15 protein-coding genes and 1 pseudogene are annotated in these 19950 nt (G+C 72.1%); 4 read left to right on the top strand and 12 right to left on the bottom strand.

What is annotated here, in order from left to right; genetic code table 11:
- Nucleotides 1–319: 319 nt before the first annotated feature.
- From ABGA99_RS01275 to ABGA99_RS01260, 4 genes and pseudogenes are all read right to left on the bottom strand, one after another.
- Nucleotides 320–910 carry a hypothetical protein gene (locus tag ABGA99_RS01275; protein ID WP_347578963.1) on the bottom strand — a complete coding sequence of 197 codons (591 nt, stop codon included), beginning with the start codon at nt 908–910 and terminating at the stop codon, nt 320–322.
- Between the two features lie 193 nt (nt 911–1103).
- On the bottom strand, nt 1104–1295 hold the full coding sequence (locus tag ABGA99_RS01270) for a DUF397 domain-containing protein (RefSeq protein WP_347578962.1): 192 nt from the start codon (nt 1293–1295) through the stop codon (nt 1104–1106).
- Nucleotides 1292–2140, bottom strand: a pseudogene (locus tag ABGA99_RS01265) (helix-turn-helix transcriptional regulator). Before ABGA99_RS01265 ends, ABGA99_RS01270 begins: the two are co-directional and overlap by 4 nt.
- A 153-nt stretch (nt 2141–2293) precedes the next feature.
- Nucleotides 2294–3139 (bottom strand): NAD(P)H-binding protein, encoded by an 846-nt coding sequence (locus ABGA99_RS01260; protein WP_347581972.1) that lies wholly within the window; start codon nt 3137–3139, stop codon nt 2294–2296.
- Between the two features lie 110 nt (nt 3140–3249).
- Here ABGA99_RS01260 and ABGA99_RS01255 point away from each other — a divergent pair, with 110 nt between their 5' ends.
- Nucleotides 3250–3651, top strand: a complete 402-nt coding sequence (locus ABGA99_RS01255; protein WP_347578960.1) for a helix-turn-helix domain-containing protein — start codon at nt 3250–3252, stop codon at nt 3649–3651.
- A gap of 79 nt (nt 3652–3730) precedes the next feature.
- Here ABGA99_RS01255 and ABGA99_RS01250 read toward each other — a convergent pair whose 3' ends face one another.
- The 8 genes from ABGA99_RS01250 to ABGA99_RS01215 form a co-directional block, all read right to left on the bottom strand.
- Nucleotides 3731–4750, bottom strand: a complete 1020-nt coding sequence (locus tag ABGA99_RS01250; protein ID WP_347581971.1) for an alpha/beta hydrolase family protein — start codon at nt 4748–4750, stop codon at nt 3731–3733.
- 101 nt (nt 4751–4851) lie between these two features.
- A complete protein-coding gene (locus tag ABGA99_RS01245) occupies nt 4852–6474 on the bottom strand; it encodes a phosphodiester glycosidase family protein (protein ID WP_347581970.1) in 1623 nt (540 codons plus the stop codon).
- A 143-nt stretch (nt 6475–6617) separates the two neighbouring features.
- On the bottom strand, nt 6618–8987 hold the full coding sequence (locus tag ABGA99_RS01240) for a family 43 glycosylhydrolase (protein ID WP_347581969.1): 2370 nt from the start codon (nt 8985–8987) through the stop codon (nt 6618–6620).
- Entirely contained in the window at nt 8984–10453 is a 1470-nt protein-coding gene (locus ABGA99_RS01235) for a sulfatase-like hydrolase/transferase (protein WP_347581968.1), read from the bottom strand. The genes ABGA99_RS01240 and ABGA99_RS01235 overlap by 4 nt, the downstream gene beginning before the upstream one ends.
- The gene (locus tag ABGA99_RS01230) at nt 10450–11433 is read right to left on the bottom strand and encodes an aliphatic sulfonate ABC transporter substrate-binding protein (RefSeq protein ID WP_347578955.1); all 984 of its coding nucleotides are present in this window, start codon (nt 11431–11433) and stop codon (nt 10450–10452) included. Before ABGA99_RS01230 ends, ABGA99_RS01235 begins: the two co-directional genes overlap by 4 nt.
- Nucleotides 11434–11495: 62 nt before the next feature.
- Nucleotides 11496–12275: an ABC transporter ATP-binding protein gene (locus ABGA99_RS01225; RefSeq protein ID WP_347578954.1), complete on the bottom strand. Its 780-nt coding sequence runs from the start codon at nt 12273–12275 to the stop codon at nt 11496–11498.
- Nucleotides 12272–13084, bottom strand: a complete 813-nt coding sequence (locus ABGA99_RS01220) for an ABC transporter permease (RefSeq protein WP_347581967.1) — start codon at nt 13082–13084, stop codon at nt 12272–12274. Before ABGA99_RS01220 ends, ABGA99_RS01225 begins: the two co-directional genes overlap by 4 nt.
- Before the next feature lie 16 nt (nt 13085–13100).
- The gene (locus ABGA99_RS01215; RefSeq protein ID WP_347578952.1) at nt 13101–14303 is read right to left on the bottom strand and encodes an ROK family transcriptional regulator; all 1203 of its coding nucleotides are present in this window, start codon (nt 14301–14303) and stop codon (nt 13101–13103) included.
- 257 nt (nt 14304–14560) lie between these two features.
- Here ABGA99_RS01215 and ABGA99_RS01210 point away from each other — a divergent pair, with 257 nt between their 5' ends.
- From ABGA99_RS01210 to katG, 3 genes are all read left to right on the top strand, one after another.
- Nucleotides 14561–15919: a family 43 glycosylhydrolase gene (locus ABGA99_RS01210; RefSeq protein WP_347581966.1), complete on the top strand. Its 1359-nt coding sequence runs from the start codon at nt 14561–14563 to the stop codon at nt 15917–15919.
- 114 nt (nt 15920–16033) lie between these two features.
- Nucleotides 16034–17119 (top strand): magnesium/cobalt transporter CorA, encoded by a 1086-nt coding sequence (corA, locus tag ABGA99_RS01205; RefSeq protein WP_347578950.1) that lies wholly within the window; start codon nt 16034–16036, stop codon nt 17117–17119.
- Between the two features lie 354 nt (nt 17120–17473).
- On the top strand, nt 17474–19705 hold the full coding sequence (katG, locus tag ABGA99_RS01200; protein ID WP_347581965.1) for a catalase/peroxidase HPI: 2232 nt from the start codon (nt 17474–17476) through the stop codon (nt 19703–19705).
- Nucleotides 19706–19950: the final 245 nt, after the last annotated feature.

Here is a 19950-nt window from a genome sequence, read left to right as displayed (position 1 = left end):
GCGGCACCGGCCGGCCGTGCCGGACCCGGCCCGGCACACATCGCGGCACCGGTCGCCGGGCGAGCTTCTCCGGCGACCTTCGTGGCCCGCTCACTTCCTCGCCGCGGGCAGCCGCCCGGGGGGGGTGGGAAGGTGACCTCCACCGCGGTTCGTGCGTCTCGATGAGCAAAAGTCGAGCCGCATGGGCGTTTCGAGGCTGTTTGACGGGTGAGCTACCGCGAGTTCGTCTCGGCGGCATTCACCGGGTGGCCCCCGCCGCCGCCCCGGCCGACCCCTGGACCGGCGAGGCGGATGGCCGGCCGGCATGACGCATTCACGTTCAGGAGCCGGCGAATACCTTGCGCAAGGGATCAAAGTCGTTCTTCTCGGACGCGAACTCTTCCACGAACCGGGTGCCGTACTTCTTGCCGCCCGACCCCAGGATCTCGTCGGCTTCCGCATCAGTAGGAGGAGTCAGGCCGAACGTCTCCTCAAGCCATACCACGTATGCCTCGTGCCCCGGGGAGTACTCCTCGTCGGGGTCCGCCTCGCGCTCCTCGTCCCAAGGGCAGAACCACTCGTCGTCGATCGTAAGCAGCCGGAACAGGTTCCGCAGGCCGTCGATGATGTCGAGATCGCCTTCGTCACCGAAGCGGACGACGGGAAACGTGGCGAGGTCGGCGCGGTCGTCGCAGTGCCCCAGGGCGTAGAACGAACCCGAGGCGGTGGCCTGGGCGAACGGGATGAGCCGGTCGAGGTGACCTCGCGCCTCCTCCTCCCGCGTTTCCGGGCTCAGCGTCTCCACCAGACCGGCGTCGGGTCGGCCGTACCGGTAGAACTCGAAACCGTCCGAGAAGTAGGCGTCTCCAGGCCCGTCGGAGAACTCCTTGAGCAAGTTCAGTTCGGAAACGGGCGAGTAGGCGTCGGTCATGTCATCCCCGGTGCGGAATCGAGAGGTTGCATGCGGGGCGCACGCTACCGCCCGGGGCTGACACCGAAGACCGCACTGCGCGTAGGCGAAAAGGCAGTCCTCTTGCTCGATCGGGGGTCCGGTCGGCCGGACACGGCAGGCTGCGGCCTGTGCCGTCCGTGCGGCCGGGATACGGCCGCACGGACGGTGGTGCTCAGAGTTCGACGGCCTTGGCGAAGGCGACGAAGTCGGCCCAGGCCGCGGGGGCCACGGAGAGCTGACCGCCCTCCCGGTCCTTGGTGTCACGGACGAGGACAGCCTGCGGAGTGACGGCGACCTCGATGCAGTTGTCGCCATCGCCACCGCTGTAGCTGCTCTTGAACCACTCCGGTCCGATCCTGCTCATAGGTCTCCTCGCATCTGCTGCAACAAGTCCACCGTAGCTTCGTGGCTGAGCGCCTGGGAACTGAGCTTCCGGTAGCGCCGCTGGAGCATACCCACATCGGCCAGGTCGCTGATCAGATTGCTCGACCGCTGCCCCTCGGAGTAGCCAAGCCACTTGTGGTCGACGGTTTCGGCGAGGTAGAGAGAGCCGTCTCCCCCGGCGTGGTTCTCCATGCGTCGCGGCATCACCTGGATCTCGACGTTGCGGCGTTCGCCTGTCGCAAGCAGGTGGTCGAGCAGGCGGCGGGTGACCTCCACGCCGCCCCTCTGCCGGTCCAGCAGCGCCTGTTCCAGGATGAAGCCGAAGAACGTGTTCGGCCGCTGGTCAAGCACGGCCTGCCGCTCCAGCCTTGCCGCGACCCGCTGCTCGATCTGTTCTTCGACCAGCGGGGGAAGAACGACCTCGAAAACGGCGCGGATGTACGGCTCGGGCTGTAGTAGCCCCGGAATCGTGCGGCACTCGTACGCGTACAGCGTCAGCGCCTCCTGCTCGATCACCGCCCAGTGCCTGAACCGCGACGCCAGGCCCGCCTTCCTCGTCAGGCTCAGGCGCGTCTCCCTCAGCAGCCTCGCCGCCAGCGGGCCCAGCACCTCCTCCGCCAGCCTGTCCAGGCCCCTCGGCGGGAACCGGCCGCCCCGCTCGATCTTGGAGATGTGCTCCACCGACTACCCCAGGCCGTCGGCCAACGCCTCCTGCGTCAGCCCCGCCTCGTCCCGGAGCACCTTCAGCATCGCCCCGAAGGTCTTGAGATTGTCCGCCGCCTCCGACTCGCCCCCGTACAGGCTGACGTTGCCGACTTTCCCCATGTCCGGCCACCTCTCATGTGTCACTGCCGGCACTCCGGCACCGCCATGGTTACGGACCGCGACTGCACCAGCCCAGCGAGTAACCCGCCCAACCGGCGGTTGGGCGGGTCCTGTACGGGCTCATGGAAGCGCCGAAGGCCCGTTCGCCCCCTCCTACCGGAAGGCTTCGACGTTGCGGCGGGCCCACTCCGCGAAGGGGCGGGGTGCGCGGCCGAGGATGCGTTCGGCGTCCGGGCTGAGGCGCAGTTCGGCGGCGTTGGGCTCGCCGAGGACGGCAAGCGTGGTCTCCACGACGGGTTCGGGAAGGAACGCGGCCATCCGTAGGTGCGCCTCCTGCCGGGTCAGCTCCACGAATCGCACCGGCTCGCCCAGGGCCGCTCCGATCGCCTCGGCCTGCTGCCGGGGCGTGACGGCGACCGGTCCGTTCAACTCGTAGATCTGTCCGTCATGTTCATCCTTGCCGAGCGCAACGGCCGCCACCCCCGCGATGTCCGCCGGATCGATCACCGGGATACCGACGTCACCGAACGGCGCGGCGACGGTCCGCTCGGCACGCACCGACTCCGCCCAGGCGCAGGCGTTGGACGCGAAGCCGCCGGGCCGCAGGATCGTCCAGGCCAGACCGGATTCGCGCACCGCTTCCTCGATCGCCCGCATGACGCCTCCGTGCGAGTGCGACTCCGGCCGGGTGGCCACGCCCTGTGAGGAGAGCAGCACCACCCGCCGGACCCCTTCGCCTCTGGCCACGTCCAGGAGGGCCCGCGGGTCGAGGCCGTGGCCGCCTGCGCCGCCGTCGTGCAGGAACAGGGCTTCGGCCCCCTGGAGAGCGGGCCGCAGGGTCTCCGCCGCGGCCAGGTCGCCCCGCACGTGTCCGGCCCCCGCCGGCAGGTCCACCGGGGTCACCCCCCTGGACACCGCCGTCACCTCCTGCCCTGCCTCCACCATGGCCTGCACCAGCGGCCGGCCGACGTTCCCGGTGGCACCCGTCACCACGATCATTGTCTGCTCCCACGTCTTTCCCAGAGGTTCGTGCAATGACGGGGACGCTAACAACGTCGATATAGTAGGTACCTAGAAGAAAGTGACTCTCTCTCGGAGAGGTGGAAGCCGTGGAGACCGAGACGAACTGGCCGGCAGCGGGCTCCGCGACCGACCCGGTGCTGGCCTGCCCGGTCTCTCCGGTGGTGGACATCGTGTTCAGCCGGTGGACCACGCCGATTCTCTGGTCCCTCCACGCCTTCGGCCGCCAGCGGTTCGTCGAACTGGAGCGGCGCATCAACGGCATCACCCCCAAGGTGCTCACCCAGCGCCTGCGCCAACTGGAGCGCGACGGCCTGGTCGTCCGCACCTACCACCCCGAGGTGCCGCCGCGCGTCGAATACGAGATCAGCGAACTCGGCAGCAGCCTCGCGCCCCTCTTCGCCCACCTCGCCGAGTGGGCCGGCACCCACCTCACGCACGTCGAACAGGCCCGGCGTCGCTACGACGACGCGGGGTCTCCCCGCGCCTGACCGCGAGCGCGGTCCGCACCGGCCGCTGCGGGCAGCGGGCCGCCGCAAGCGGCCCGCTGCCCGCATCCGGAGCCTCCCGTCAGCGCACCTTCAGCGCTCCCAGCAGCATCGGCAGGGAGGCGTGCAACTCCCGCTCCCAGTACGCCCAGCGGTGGGTGCCGGGCCCGTAGAGGTTGGTGATCACCTTCTTGGCGCCGACCCGCTTCAGCTCGGCGGCCAGCGCCTGGTTCTGCCGGTTGAAGTCCGCCTCCAGGGCGTCCGTGGCGCCGGGCGGGTCGAGCGGTCCTGCCGTGCCGTCGCCGCAGGAGAGGTAGACCGGCGTCGACTTCAGCTTCTTCGCCAGGTAGTACGGGTCGTGGGCCTGCCAGATGGCGCGCTGGTCGACCGGGTCGCCCCAGACGCGGCGGGGGTCGTCGCCGCGGCCGGCGAAGAAGCCCATGATGCGGTTGACGGACTCGTCGTTGAGCAGCGGGTGCGCGGCGCCGGAGTAGGCGGCGGCGGCCCGGAACATGCCGCGGTGCCGGGCCGCGTACATCAGCGCGCCCTGGCCGCCCATCGACAGGCCCGCCACCACGCGGTTCGCGCTGGCCCCCCAGTCGCTCTCCAGCAGCCGGCGCAGCTCGTCGGTGTGGAAGGTCTCCCACGCCGGGTCACCGCCCGCGCCGAAGTTCCACCAGTCGCTGTACCAGCCGTTCCAGCCGGCCTCGGGCATGACGACGAGGACGTCGCGCAGGTCGTCGGTCTCCTCGACGTCGGTCGCGGACGTCCACGAGGTGTAGTCGCCGCAGCAGCCGTGCAGCAGCCACAGGGTGGGCCACTTCTGCCCGGACTCCTCCGGGTCCCAGCCGTCGGGCGTCAGCAGGCGTACGGGGACGGTGCGGCCGCCGAGGGCAGGGGACCGTACCGACAGGTCGACCAGGCGCTCGCCGACCCGGGTGACGCCGACGACCTCGGCGTCACCCCGGGCGCCGCCCTTCGCGGCGGCTTCCGGGGCCTCCGGGGCGGCCGCGGCGAGCGACGGGGCGGCGGGGACGAGGGTGAGGAGCAGGGCGGTGAGGATGAGCAGCAAGCGGTTTCTCACGGTCTGAACTGCTGTCATGGCGGCTCCCGTTGGTGGTGTGGGTCGCTGGACGTGCGGGTTCGGACGTGCGGGTTCTCGCGGTGGAAAGGCGTGCGTGATCTCGCGGTGGAAGAGCGACCTCAGCGCCGCTGCGGCAGGATCAGCAGCGCGTCGCCGACCGGGCGCTCCCCCGCCGCGTCGGACGGGTCGTTGATCACCTCGCCGCCGACGGCCATCGTGGTCGATCCGCCGCCGTCGAGGTTCACGGCGTCGCGCAGCCCCAGGGCGCGGGCGACGTCGGCGCTCTCGGGGATGCTGAGGCCGAGGGAGTCCGTGGCGCGGCCGTCGGCGGTGACGAGGACGGTGCGTCCCGCGGCGTCGACACCGGCGAGGGTGCGCGGGTTCCGCTTGTGCATCCAGCCGTAGTAGAAACTCGGGTTGCCGGGCTGGACCATGCCGTCCGCGGCCGGCGTGACGTGCGTGCGGCCGTCGCGGACGAGTTCGGGGCCGCCGTTGACGACCGCCGTGCCGGGCGGGGTGGCGAGGGTCCGGCCGCGGTCGTCGCGCAGCCCGTGGCGTATCCGCAGCTTCTCGCCGGGGCGCGCGAGGCCGGCCAGTTCATCGGCGTGCGCGCCGGTGGCCTGGACGGAGGTGCCCCCGGCCGGCAGCGGGCCGCCGCGCGGCGTGCGCACCTCGACGACCCGGCCGCGGGCGTCGAGCACGGCCTCGGTGCCGTCGCCGGCGGGGGTGCGGGCCCCGTACTCCTCGGTGAAGGCGACGACTTCGTCGTCGTCGGTGCAGGTCACGTCGTGCCGCGGGAGGGCCGTCGGGGTGTCGTCATCGGTGCCGCCGCAGTTGCGGATGAGGCCCGGTACGCGGTCGATGCCGTCCAGCGGCAGCACGCCGCCGCCGGCGGAGACGCGGCCCTGCCAGCCGAGCCGGGTGACGCCGGTGCCGCGGGCGGAGTCGCGCAGCACCAGCGCGGGCCGGGTGCCCACGGACTCGCTGAGCACGCGGCCGTCGTAGACGCTGGCGCCCGCGGGGTCGCCGGGGGCGCCGGCTCGCGGGTCGAGGACGAAGAACCCGGCGTTGACCCCGGCGGTCGCGCCCGCCGCGGCGGTCAGTTCGCTGGTCTTCTCGCGGTTCTCCAGGTCCGGCCCGTACGAGGCGACGAGGCCGCCGCGGAACGCGCGCGGGTCGACGGTCAGCACGTCCACCCGCCAGGTGCCGCGGACGCCGGGGTCGCCGTCCCAGCCGGTGTACGCGGCGGAGCCGGCGTATCCGGCGGCGACCAGCCGGGCCCGTTCGGCGTTGGCGGCACTCTGCCCGTCGAACGCGCCGACCCGGACCCGCCAGCCGAGGGTGCCCCCGGCGAAGTCGGCGACGGCGGGCGTCGTGACCTCCTCGGCGCGGGCGGCGAAGCCGTCGCCGGTGAGCTTCGCGGCCAGTTCCCCGGCACTGGCCCGGTCCCGCAGGGCGGCGGGCGGCGCGTCGGGGTCGGGCGAGCCGGTGCCGCCGGGGATGGACACCTCGACCGTCCACGGCAGTTGCGGGCTGCCGGCGCCGCGCACGATGCGGGTGAGGGTGACGCCCGGCTGCAGCGTCTCGGTGGTCCGCGTCTCGGTCAGGCCGGGGTCGCCCAGGGGCAGCGGTGTGGCCGCCGCCGGGGCGGAGGGTGCGGACGACGCCGACGACGACGGCATCGCCGCGACCGAGGCGAGGAGCGCCAGGACCGTGCCCGCGCCGAGCATTTTGCTGTTCACAAGGACCTCTCCGAGGACGTACGGGGGACGCACGAGGCGGCCCCGCAGGCACCAGGGGTGCCGGCGGGGCCGGTGGACCAGCCTCAGCAACGGTGAGCGCGGCCGGGCCGATCGTCAAGACGTCGGGACCGATCAGCCTGCGATCACCGGCTCCGGTGGGTACGTACGTAGTCGAACTTCGCGACCGCCCCTTCCTTGTTCATCGACACCAGCCCGATCCGCAGCCGCTCGTCCCCGGGCAGTGTCCACACGCCGTTGTGCACCCAGGTGCGGCCGTCACGGCTGGTGGCCGCGCGCACCTCGTGCTCGCCGTCGTCCCCGTCGTGGCGGTACGACAGCCGCAGCCACATGGTGTCGGCGGTGGGGCCGCCGAACATGGGCGCGTGGGCGACGGGCGTCGGCGGTGAGGTGGTGGGGCGCCCGCCCTCCTTGCCGAACTCGCTGACGTCGAGCACCGTGCCGCCGCCGCGGTTCAGCGGCAGCGCGGAGTGGGTCATCTTGAAGTACTTGTCGTCGTCGGCGTAGAGGAGCAGTCCGGCCTGCTGGTTGGGCTGCGCGGGGTCGAAGTCGACCTTGGTGGTGACGGTGTAGTCGCCTTCCGGCGCGTCCCGCAGCAGTACGGAGGCGGTGTTGTTCTTCAGGTGCAGCTCGCCGTTCTGCGTGGGCCACACCAGCTCGCCGCCCTCCGCTCCCACCCCGGCCGCCGGGCCGCGCAGCCACCGCCACGGGGAGCCGGGCCCGGTGCCGGGCACGGCGGCGGAGTCGAACTCGTCGCTGTGGCCGGGCAGCAGCCGCCCCGTGGCGGGCTCGGGTACGCGCTCGGTGACCGGCTCGTAGAGCCGTGCCGCGCCGACGTTGTCGGCCGCCGCGCCGCCGCCGCGCGCCGCGGTGCCGACCGCGCCGGTCCTGGTGGCGGCCCCGGGCAGCCTGCGCTCCTGGGCGGCGACGGCGTCGCGCAGCCGGTCGCCGCTGACCTCGACGCTCATGCGGCCGCCGCGGATCTCGGCGGTGACGTTGTGCCAGGAGTCCCAGTCGTACGAGGCGGGCAGCGGCGTCACCTGCTCGCCGCGGCTGCGGCCGTTCACGACGACGTCGGTGACCAGCGCGCCGCGCGCGCGGTCGAGCCAGGCGGTGGTGTGGTTGCGCGGGTCGCGGTAGGCGACGGTCAGGCCCGCCGCCCCGTCCGCGGAGGCCACCCGCAGATCCGCCTCGGCGCGCAGGTCCCGCGGGGCGGTCCCGTCGGTGACGAGGAACGCCGCCTCGGCGCCGCCCCCGTGGGTCGCGTACGGGCCGGAGTCGGCGTCGTCCGCCACCGACCAGCCGCCGGTCCCGGCGCCCTCGGTGCGCCAGCCGTCGAGGGAGCCGCCGGCGAAGGTGCCGCCGGCGTCCCAGTCGGTGACGGGGGCGCGCTGCGGGCCCTCGGAGGGCCCGGCGCCGGCGCGGACGACGGGCCAGCCGTCGATCCAGTCGAGCCGGTCCATGAGCATCGGGCGCCGGGTGAGCTGGCGGTCGGGCAGCTCCGGGAAGCGGTCGAGGTCGGGGTTGTCGGCGGGGATGCCGTGGTAGACGAGCCAGTCCTGGCCGGCAAGGTCGGTGGCCAGCCCGTTGTGCCCCGGGCCGATCCAGCGGTTGCCGTTGGCGCCGAGGACGAGGGCGCCCTTGCTGGTCGGCGCCATCAGGTCGACGCCCTCGTCGTCGCGGAACGGCCCGGTGGGGCTGGTGGAGCGGCCGGCCTTGACCTGGTAGCCGCTGTACGCGCCGTCGCAGCAGCCGGCGTCGGAGTAGAAGAGGTAGTAGAAGTCGTCGCGGCGGACGACGAACGCGCCTTCCATGCGCCGGCCCTGGGCGACCTGTGTCACCTCGCCGGTGATGCGGGTCCGATCGGCGTTCATCTCGGCGACGCACAGGATGTCGTAACTGCCCCAGTACAGATACGTCTTGCCGTCGCGGTCGGTGAACTGCGCCTGGTCGATGCCGCCGGTGGGGCAGCCGCTGGGCGCGGGCAGCACGGGCCCGGTGTCCGTCCACGGTCCCGTCGGGGTGGGCGCGGTGGCGGCGCCGACGGTGTCGCGGCCGGGGACGGAGTAGGAGAGGGTGTACCGGCCGTCGTTGTAGCGGATGTCGGGGGCCCACAGCCGCGAGCCGCGGTGCCAGTCGGGCTGGGTTTCGGGGGTGAAGACCTCGCCGGCGTACTCCCAGGTCGCCAGGTCGGCGGAGCGCAGGATCGGCAGCATCCGCTCGCCCTGCTCACCGCCGGTCTGGAACACGGGGTTCTGGGTGCCGTAGGCGTACCAGTAGCCGTCCTTTCCGCGGATCGTCACCGGGTCGGGGAAGGTGTCGACGACACCGTCGGTGACCGGGTTGGCGTACGTCCCGGGCGCGCCCTTTAGGGCCGGGGACGGAGCGGGGTCCGGGGCGGGCGCCGGGTCCGCGGCCGTCGCCGACGACAGCGGCAGCAGTCCCGCCAGGAGCGCGCACAGCAGCAGCGCGGTCCGTGTCCACGTCCGTCTCATGCGGTGGTTCCTTCCGGTTCGAATGCGCTGAGGGTCGGGTCGTAGTCGAGGGCGCCGACGTCGTACATCGGCGTCATCCAGTGGTAGAAGTTGTCGCCGCGCTCGCGCAGCAGGTCGTACAGCCGGCGCAGCATCCGGCGGCGTACGGGCAGCATCTCGGGGTGCGCGTAGCGGTTGGTCAGCTCGTGCGGGTCGGCCGCCAGGTCGTACAGCTCGTTGACGGACTCGGGGTTGACGACGAGCTTGTAGCGGTCGTCGCGGATCATGCGCTGCGGGTACGGGAAGTGGTGGCCGTGGAACTCGGCGAGCAGCTCCGCGGGCCACTCCGGGTGCTCGCCGCGGACCAGCGGCAGCAGGCTGCGGCTGTCGACGGCGGGCGCGGTGTCGCAGCCGGCCAGCTCCAAGAGGGTGGCGGTGCAGTCGGTCAGGGTCACGAACTCGTCCCTGACCTGCGGCGGGGCACCGGGGACCCGGACGATGCCGGGGATGCGGTAGATGTCCTCGTACATCGCCGGGCCCTTGTCGTGGAGGCGGTGGGCGCCGGTGAACTCGCCGTGGTCGGCGGTGAAGAACACCGCGGTCTCCTCGGTGAGGCCGAGTTCGTCGAGGCGGGCGAGGATACGGCCGATCTGCCGGTCGATGAGCGTGACGTAGCCCCAGTAGACGGCGATGAGCTTGCGGGTGACGTCGACGGGGAGGGTGTCGAAGGTCCAGTGGGCGCTGTAGTTGCGCTGCACGGGAGGCTTACCCTCGAAGGTCTCGGCGATCGAGGGGGGCAGCTCGACGAGCGCGGGGTCGTACATGTCGTAGTACTCGTCGGGCAGCAGGTAGGGCAGGTGCGGGCCGAAGAAGTGGGTGGCGAGGAAGAACGGGCGGCCGGTCGCCGCGTAGGTCTCCAGGTGCTCGATGGCGCGGGTGGCGAGGTAGTGCTCGAAGGTGGCCTCGGCCGGCTGGTGGAGCCGGGCGGCAAGCAGGTTGCCGGGGTTGCCGTTGGGGGTGGTGCCGCGGACCGGCTCCGAGATCCGGTACGGCGGCAGCCCCCGCTCGTCGAGGTAGGCGAGGTAGTCGGGGTGGTCGACGGGGTTGTGCCAGCCGGGCAGGTCGGGTCCGTCGAAGCCGTAGGAGGCGGCGTTGCGGTGGGTGCCGCCGTGCCACTTGCCGACGAGCCCGAGCTGGTAGTCGCGCTCGGCGAGCGCGCCGGGGAAGGTGAACGCGTCGTCGCGCAGGTCCTCCAGATAGCCGACGTTGCGTTCGTAGTTGGCGAGCAGCCGGTGGCGGAACGGCGCCTGGCCGGTGAGCAGGCTGGCGCGGGCGGGGGTGCAGATGGCGGTGGGGGTGTAGCACCTCTCGAACCGGGTGCCGGTGGCGGCGAGCCGGTCGAGGTGGGGGGTGGCGACGTGCGGGTTGCCGTAACAGCCCAGGGTGTCGACGCGGTGCTGGTCGGTCATCAGGAACAGCAGGTTCACTTGGTCGACGCCTTCGTGTAGAGATCGCCGCGGTAGTACTCCGCCGGGTCGGGGGCCTGGTCGAGCTGGCCGGTGCCGACGAAGAACTCGGCGAGGTCGTTCAGCCAGCCGGCCACCGTGCCGTCCTCGGTCTTGGCGACGAGGTCCTTGGTGGCCAGCACCTCCTGGTTGGCGGCGTCGGCCTCGACCTTCTCCTCGTCGAGCTTGAGCATCGCGGCGGTGTCGGCGACGGACTCCTCGGGGTTCTCGAAGCGCCAGTCGTTGGCCTCCTGCAGCACCCCGACGACCTTGGTGGTCAGCTCCGGGTCGACGCCGGTGCCGGCGACGAAGGCGTTGGGGAAGTAGCTGTCCTCGAAGTCGCGGGTGCTGGCGACCTCTTCGAGGTCGGGGACCTTGGCCTTGATCTCGTCGATCATCGGGTACCAGAGGCCGGCGCCGTCGATCTGCCCGGAGGAGAACGCGGAGACGATCGTCGCGGGGTCCATCGGCACCTTCTCGACGTCGTCGAGGGACATGCCCTCCTCCTGGAGGGCGAGGCCCAGCGCCATGTCGCCGGAGGTGCCCTCGGGGACGCCGACCTTCTTGCCCTTCAGGCCGGCGAGGGAGGTGATGCCGGGCTGGGCGATGACGCGGTCGGCGTAGCCGAGGGTGTTGACGGCGACGACGTCGGCCTTGCCGGAGGCGGGCAGCCACATGGCGCCCGGGCCGATGTAGCCGAAGTCGAGGTCGCCGGCGCCGAGGGCCTGGATCTGGATGGGGCCGTTGTTGAAGACGGAGACCTCGGCGTCGAGGCCGGCCTTCTCCCACAGGCCCTGCTTCTCGGCGATCGCCAGCAGGCTGGCGCCGTTGTAGTCGTTGATGTAGCCGAAGCGGACGGTGGAGCCGTCACCGCCGCCGCTGTCGCCGGAGCAGGCGGCGACCGGGAGTGATATAAGCGCTACGGTGAGTGAGAGGGCGAGGGTACGACGGGTCGCACGCATGGCGCAGTGGTCCTTTCGGGTCGTGCTGAAGTCCTGTGAGGTGTACGGGCGTGGGGTGCGGGTCAGGCTGCGGCCGGGGCGGTGCCCTGGTGGTAGACGGAGTGCCAGACCTCGTTGCGTATCCGGCCGAACTCGGGCGACAGCCGGATCTCCTCGGTACGGGGATAGGGCAGGCCGACGTCGACGATCCGGTGGATGCGCCCGGGGCGGGCGGCCATCACCACCACCCGGCTGGCCAGGTAGACCGCCTCGTCGACGTCGTGGGTGATGAACATGACGGTGCGCTTGTCCTGGCTCCAGGTGTCCAGGAGCTGGTCCTGCAACTGCACCCGGGTCAGCGCGTCCAGCGCCCCGAACGGCTCGTCCATCAGCAGCACCTGCGGGTTGACCGCGTACGCGCGGGCGATGGCGCAGCGCTGCTTCATGCCGCCGGACAGCGTCTTGGGCAGCGCGTCGGCGAAGTCGGTGAGGCCGACGAGTTCGATGGCGTTGCCGGCCCGTTTCCGGCGCTCGTCCGCCGCCAGGCCGGCGAGCTTCAGCCCGAACTCGACGTTCCGCCGCACGGTCAGCCAGGGGAAGAGGGCGTACTGCTGGAAGATCACGCCGCGGTCGGGGCCCGGCCCGGTGACGGGGCCGCCGTCGACCAGGACGTCGCCCGAGGTGGGCTCCGCGAGCCCGGCGGCCATGTTGAGCAGGGTGGACTTGCCGCAGCCCGAGGGGCCGACGACGGTGACGAACTCGCGGTCGGCGATGTCCAGGGACACCCCGTTCAGCGCGGTGAAGTCGGTGCCCTTCATCGGGAAGGTCTTCACGACGTCCCGGAAGGAGATTTTCTCGGTCATCTGCGCTCCTGCCAGCCGGTGAGACGCCGCTCGGCGAGCAGCAGCAGCCGGTCCATGAGCAGGCCGAGCACGCCGATGGTGATGAGTCCCACGAAGATGGTGTCGAGGTCGTAGTAGGTCTGGGCGTGCTGCATGCGGAAGCCCAGGCCCTCCTGGGCGGCGATCAGCTCCGCGGCCACCACGGTGGCCCAGGCGGCGCCGAGGCCGATGCGCATGCCGACGAGGATGAACGGGGTCGACGCCGGGATCACGACCTTAAGGAAGATCACGCGGTCGGAGGCGCCGAGGACCCGGGCGGCGTTGATGAGGGTGCGGTCGACGTCGACCACGCCCTGGAAGGCGGCGACGACGCACGACAGGAACGCCGCCAGGAAGATGACGAAGACCTTCGGCGTCTCACCGATGCCCATGAGCACGATCGCCAGCGGGATGAGCGCCAGCGGCGGGATGGTGCGGAAGAACTGGACGTACGGCTCCAGCAGCCCGCGGGCCGTGGGGTACCAGCCCATGAGGAACCCGACGGGGATCGCCAGCGCGGTGCCGAGCGCGAAGCCGGTGAAGACGCGGCGCAGGCTGGCGAGCAGGTCGTCGGCGAGGGTGCCGTCGGCGATCAGGTCGCCGGCCTTCTGCGCCACGGCGAGCGGCCCGGGCAGGCTCTCGACGTTGAGCGCGGCCAGCACCGCCCAGACGGCCACGCCCACGGCGAGGGCGATGAGGTTCAGTACGAGGGAGCGGACCTGGCCGCGCCGCTCGCTGCGGCGCGTGCGTGGCCGGGCGGCCCGTTTGCGGGGTGTGGTGATCACGGCCATACGTACCTCGTTCGTCTCACGCGTCGTCCTGGGGACCGGCGTCTGCGGGGTAGTGGGAGAGCAGGGGGGATTCGTGCAGCACCAGCGCGATGGCGCCGAGCGCGCCGCCGGTGGCGCCGAGGGTCGCGGGGCGCAGCACCACGCGGTCGCGGGAGGCGGGCATGATGTGGGCGCCGAGTGCCTTCTCGACGGGTCCGGTGAGCGCCTCGCCGGTACGGGCGAGTTCGCCGCCGATGACGATGACGCCGGGTCCGATGGCGTTGCAGACGGCGGCGAGCACGGTGCCGATGTGGGCGCCGGCGACGGCCAGGACGGCGCGGGCCGCGGGGTCGCCGGCGGAGAGGGCGGCGGTGAACGCGGCGAGGTCGTCGGCGCGGCCGCCGGCGGCGCGGTAGGCGTCCAGGACGGCGCCGACGGAGGCGACGGTCTCCAGACAGCCGGTGCCGCCGCACTCGCAGGGCGCGCCGGCCGGTACGGCGGTGACGTGGCCGAGTTCGCCGGAGAGCCCGAAGGCGCCGCGGTGCAGTGAGCCGCCGACGACGAGGCCGCCGCCGACGCCGTGCGAGACGCGCAGGTAGAGGACGTCGGCGTCGTCGGCGGCGGCGCCCCAGGTGGCTTCGGCGAGTGCGGCGAGGCGGGTGTTGTTGTCCAGGAGTACGGGCACGCCGAAGCTCTTGCGCAGCAGGTCCGACAGCACGTCGAGGCGCCGGTCGCCGGCGGTGAGGTCGCCGGGGGCGCCGATGGGGCCGACGACGCCGACGCCGATGGCGTCGAGCGCGCCGAGACGCAGCACGCCACCGGTCAGGGTGCCGACGAGCCGTTCGGCGAGCCGTACGCGCTCCTCCCACGACAGGTCGGGGGCGTGCTGTTCGCTGGCGGAGCCGACGATCTCGTGGGCGACGTTGACGGCGGCGACGTGGACGGCGCGGCGGGCGAAGTCGATGCCGAGGGCCTGCCCGGCGTCGGGGTTGAGGGACAGCTTCTCCACGGGCCGGCCCCGGCGCCGCTCCTCGGCCAGCGGCACGGCGGCGACGACGGCGCCGTTGGCGATGAGGTCGCCGACGATGTCGTAGAGCGTGGTGCGGGACAGCCCGCAGCGGGTCCCGAGTTCGCCGCGGCTGAGCGGGCCGTGCTTGCGCAGCAGGGAGAGCACGAGCTCTTCGTGCTCGCGGCGGAGGCGGGAGAGGGGGCCTGCGGAGGGGTGCATGGCCGACAGCATGGGGACGCCCCGAGTTTTTCGTCAACAGGTCGGAAAAAAGAAACACACCCCCGCAAGACTCCCGTCACAAAACTCCGTTGCACCTGCCGCACGATGGATCGTGCGTGACCTGCGGCGATGCTCCGGGGCGCGGGCAGGGTCGGCCGCGAGGCCCGGCCGGATTATTTTTCCGACCTGTTGACGAAAATCTTCGGGCGTTCGCATGCTGTGCGCCAGGCCGCCGGCGCGAGCGGCACGACGAGGGAGGACGAGAGAAGATGACCCACTCAGCGAGCGGTTCGTCCATCGGCCGGCGGTCCCTGCTGGCCGGCGCCGGCTCCGTCGGAGCGGTGGCGGCGCTGGCGCCCGTACCGGCGTCCGCGGCGCCTTCCGCCGATGCCGCGGACGCCCCGGCGGCCGGTGGCGGCAGCGCCCCGGGGAACTGGCCGGACCCCGAGCCGTACGGGCTCGCCGACACCCGCGCCGACCTGTGGCCGCGCGACGACAACTCCTTCGTGCTTCCCCTGGAGTTGCGCCCCCGCGACGAGGAGCGCGGCGTGGTGTGGATGCGCGACACGTACGTCAACTGCTTCGACGTCGGCGGCCGTCCGCTGTACGTCGCCACCGGCACCACCCGCGTCCCGGGGCTGACGACCGCGAGCCCGTGGAACGACGGCATCTTCGTCTGGACGGCCCGCTCCCTGCGCGGGCCCTGGCGGCTGGCGGACACCACCGGCATCCGGCCGGAGGCGGAGAAGGGCAAGGTGTGGTCGCCGGAGTTCGCCGGCGAGAACCGGCCGGGGCGGACCGTCGTCGCGCCGTGGCAGGAGTACTGGCACGACGACATGTTCGGCAAGCGCGCCAACGCCTGGGCGCCGGAGGTGCACTACTTCCGCGGGCGCTGGTACATCGTGGCGTGCATGGGCGACCACTCGCGTCTGGTCGGCTCGTTCATGCTGGTGAGCGAGGGCGGCGTGGAGGGTCCGTACCGGCTGGTCGAGGGCAATCTCGACAAGCCCTTCGGCGACCCGGTCAAGGGCGGCCCGTCGTTCATCGAGCCGGGCGCGTACCACCACATCGACGGCAGCCTGTACAGCGAGGGCGACGACGCCTGGCTCGTCCTCCACAACGACCTGTACGCGAAGTTCCGAGACGACATGGAGGACATCGTCCCGACGACGGACCTGCCGCGCTTCGAGCAGCAGCGCTACTCCCCCGAGCCGTATCTGGAGGGCGCGTACATCTTCAGGCACCGCGGGAAGTACTTCCTGCTGCACGCCGCCTGGAACCGGGCCTCGCTCGACGCGTACGGCAGCACGCGGCACGCGTACGAACCGGGCGGGGCAGGCCGCGTGCAGTACCAGTACGACGCGGTGGTGGCCGTTGCCGACCGCCTCGAGGGCCCGTACTCCAAGCGCTGGACCGCGGGCGTGGGCGCCGGGCACAACAACTTCTTCGCCGACGCGGGCGGCCAACTGTGGGCCACGTTCTTCCGCAACCCCAACTTCGGCTACTGGGCCGACCCCGCCCGCATCGCCGACGCCGCGGTCCCCGGCGTCGTACGCCTGGAGTGGACCGGCGGACGCGACGGGCGCATCTACGTGCAGCGCCGCCGGGGGCGTACGGCCGCGGACTGACCGCGCTCCCCCGCTCCCCCTCCCCGGCCCGCGGGTGATCGCCGCCACCGGGCCCGGGGCGCGGCGGACCGGTGGCAGACTGGCACCGGTCCGCCGAAGGAGCCCGCAGTGTCGATGATCAAAAGCCTCCGCCACGTGGTGCGCCGGGCACCCCGGCGCACCGTGGACCTGAGCCACCACGCCCGCTCGCCGCTCGGCAGCGCGGTGGTGAACTGCGTGTCGTATCTGGACGGCGCGCGCCAGCAGCAGGGCAACTGCCCGGCCGCCGAGGCGCTGCGGCAGGTGCGCAGGCGCGGGCACGGCTTCGTGTGGATCGGGCTGCACGAGCCGCGGCAGGAGGAGTTCGCCGGGCTCGCGGACCTGTTCGGGCTGCATCCGCTGGCAGTCGAGGACGCGGTGCACGCGCACCAGCGGCCCAAGGTCGAGCAGTACGACGACACGCTCTTCGCGGTCTTCAAGACCGTGCGCTACGTCGAGCACGCGGAGCTGACCGCGACCAGCGAGGTCGTCGAGACCGGCGAGCTGATGGTCTTCGCCGGACCGGACTTCGTGATCACCATCCGGCACGGGCCGCACGGCTCGCTTGGCCCGCTGCGCGAGGCGCTGGAGGCGTCGCCGGAGCAGCTCGCCCAGGGCCCGGCGGTGGTGCTGCACGCGATAGCCGACCACGTCGTCGACGACTACCTCGCGGTGACCGACGCGGTGCAGCGCGACATCGACGACGTGGAGTCCGCCGTCTTCAGCGAGCACGCCCGCAGCGGCGACGCGGGCCGGATCTACCAGCTCAAGCGCGAGCTGCTGGAGCTGCGCCGGGCTGTCGCCCCGCTGGACCGGCCGCTGCAGCGCCTCGCCACCAGCCCCATGCCGCACATCGCGCCGGGGATCCGGGCCTACTTCCGGGACGTGGCCGACCACCTGCAGCGGATCACCGACCAGATCACGTCGTACGACGCGCTGCTGGACTCCATCCTCCAGGCGCATCTGGCGCAGGTGACCGTGACGCAGAACGAGGACATGCGGAAGATCACGGCATGGGCGGCGATCATCGCGATCCCGACCATGGTGTGCGGGGTGTACGGGATGAACTTCGACCACATGCCGGGGCTGGAATGGGTCTACGGGTATCCGGCGACGCTGCTGGTCATCGCAGTGGCGTGCTACGTGGTACACCGGGGCTTCCGCCGCAACGGCTGGCTCTGAGGCCCGTGGCAGGGTCCGGGGAAAGCTGTCCGAATCCGACGGGTGGCCGCTACTCCGATCCGATACGAAGTTGGCGTCCTTCTTGACTTAGAATCTGTCCACCGTAGGATCGGAGTCGGCGACAGCCACAGGAAACAGGAAGACCTCGTACGGCAGGAGACGAAGACTCCGACATGCGCGTACGCCGCCGTTTCGAACCGCACGGCTGCCCGGAGCCCGGTTCGAGGGTCGCGTCCAGGCGTAAACCGGCCATACGGCACGGTTCACGCACGGCTGCCCCGGCACTTCCGCACTTCCTCCGCCCCGCGGCTCCCGAGCACCGCACCCTCAACCGCACGGTCCGGAAGGATTTTCATGGCCGACAAGCCTGAAGCACACGTCACCGACACCGACCCGCAGGGGGCGGCAGGCTGCCCCGTCGCGCACGGCCGCGCCCCGCACCCGACCCAGGGCGGCGGCAACCGCCAGTGGTGGCCCGAGCGCCTGAACGTGAAGATCCTCACCAAGAACCAGCCCGCGTCCAACCCCCTCGGCGAGGACTTCGACTACGCCGAGGCCTTCCGGAGCCTGGACCTGGCGGCGGTCAAGCGGGACATCGCCGAGGTGCTGACGACCTCGCAGGACTGGTGGCCGGCCGACTTCGGCAACTACGGCCCGCTGATCATCCGGATGGCGTGGCACAGCGCCGGTACGTACCGCATCCACGACGGCCGCGGCGGCGCCGGCTCCGGCCAGCAGCGCTTCGCCCCGCTGAACAGCTGGCCGGACAACGGCAACCTCGACAAGGCCCGCCGGCTGCTGTGGCCCGTGAAGCAGAAGTACGGCCAGAGCCTGTCCTGGGCCGACCTGATGATCCTCTCCGGGAACGTCGCGCTGGAGTCGATGGGCTTCGCCACCTTCGGCTTCGCCGGCGGCCGCGCGGACGTCTGGGAGGCCGAGGAGGACGTGTACTGGGGCCCCGAGACCGAATGGCTCGGCGACAGCCGCTACAGCGGCGACCGCGAGCTGGAGAACCCGCTCGGCGCCGTGCAGATGGGCCTCATCTACGTCAACCCGGAGGGCCCCAACGGCAACCCCGACCCGATCGCCGCGGCGCGCGACATCCGTGAGACCTTCCGCCGGATGGCGATGAACGACGAGGAGACCGTCGCCCTCATCGCCGGTGGCCACACCTTCGGCAAGACCCACGGCAACGGCCCCGCCGACGCCGTCGGCCCGGCCCCCGAGGGCGCGCCGGTCGAGGCCATGGGCCTGGGGTGGATCAGCAGCCACGCCAGCGGCAAGGGCGGCGACGCGATCACCAGCGGCCTCGAAGGCATCTGGACCGACACCCCCACCACCTGGGACAACAGCTTCTTCGAGATTCTCTTCGGCTACGAGTGGGAGCTGTTCAAGAGCCCCGCGGGCGCGAACCAGTGGCGGCCGAAGGACGGCGCCGGCGCGGGCACCGTGCCCGACGCCCACGACCCGTCGAAGCGGCACGCCCCGACGATGCTGACGACGGACCTGTCGCTGCGCGTCGACCCGTCGTACGAGCAGATCTCGCGGCGCTTCAAGGACAACCCCGCGGAGTTCGCGGACGCCTTCGCCCGCGCCTGGTTCAAGCTCACCCACCGCGACATGGGCCCGAAGGTGCGCTACCTCGGCCCGGAGGTGCCGGCCGAGAACCTGATCTGGCAGGACCCGCTGCCGGAGGTCACGCACGAGCTGGTCGACGCGGCGGACGTCGCGGCGCTGAAGGCCCGGCTGCTGGAGTCGGGCCTGTCGGTCTCCGAACTGGTCTCCACGGCGTGGGCGTCGGCGTCGACGTACCGCGACAGCGACAAGCGCGGCGGCGCCAACGGCGCCCGGATCCGGCTGCAGCCGCAGATCGGCTGGGAGGTCAACGAGCCCGACCGCCTGGCGCGCGTGCTGCGCACCCTGGAGGGCGTGCAGGAGGAGTTCAACGCGGCGCAGTCCGGCGGCAAGCGGATCTCGCTCGCCGACCTGATCGTCCTCGGCGGTGCCGCGGGCGTCGAGAAGGCGGCCAAGGACGGTGGCGTCGAGGTCCAGGTGCCGTTCGCTCCGGGCCGTACCGACGCCACCGAGGAGCAGACGGACACCGAGTCCTTCGCCGCGCTGGAGCCGGCCGCGGACGGCTTCCGCAACTACCTGGGCAAGGACACCCGCCTGCCGGCCGAGTACCTGCTCCTCGACCGCGCCAACCTCCTCTCCCTGACCGCCCCGGAGATGACCGTCCTCGTCGGCGGCCTGCGCGTCCTGGGCGCCAACCACCAGCAGTCCGCGCAGGGTGCCCTCACCGAGGCCCCGGGCACGCTGACGAACGACTTCTTCGTCAACCTGCTCGACCTGGACACCACCTGGACGTCCGCCAACGGCGACGGCCAGCTCTTCGAGGGCCGCGACCCGGCCACCGGCGAGGTCAAGTGGACGGGCACGCGCGCGGACCTGGTGTTCGGCTCGAACTCCGAGCTGCGCGCGGTGGCGGAGGTGTACGCGAGCGACGACGCGAAGGAGAAGTTCGTCCACGACTTCGTCGCGGCGTGGGACAAGGTCATGACCCTGGACCGGTTCGACCGGAGCTGAACCGCGGTCCGACCCTGCTGTGACCCGTCCGGGCCGGCCCCTTCCTCTGGAGGGGGCCGGCCCGGCGGCTTTCGGGAGCCCCGGGTTCTCCGTCGGGGACCATGCGCTCGCCGAGGATCACGCACCTGTCGTGGGACCGGATGGTGGTCGAAGGGACAACACCCTGGGCGGAATCCGCCCCGGTCGGCGCCCCACGGGCCTGGAACTTCGGCACCGGACCGGCTGACGCCCCTGGAGAGCCGGGT

Source organism: Streptomyces sp. B5E4, from assembly GCF_039871555.1.
Lineage (GTDB): Bacteria > Actinomycetota > Actinomycetes > Streptomycetales > Streptomycetaceae > Streptomyces.
The sequence above is the reverse complement of the archived record's forward strand: the minus strand, read 5'-3'. Positions and strand labels throughout refer to the sequence as shown.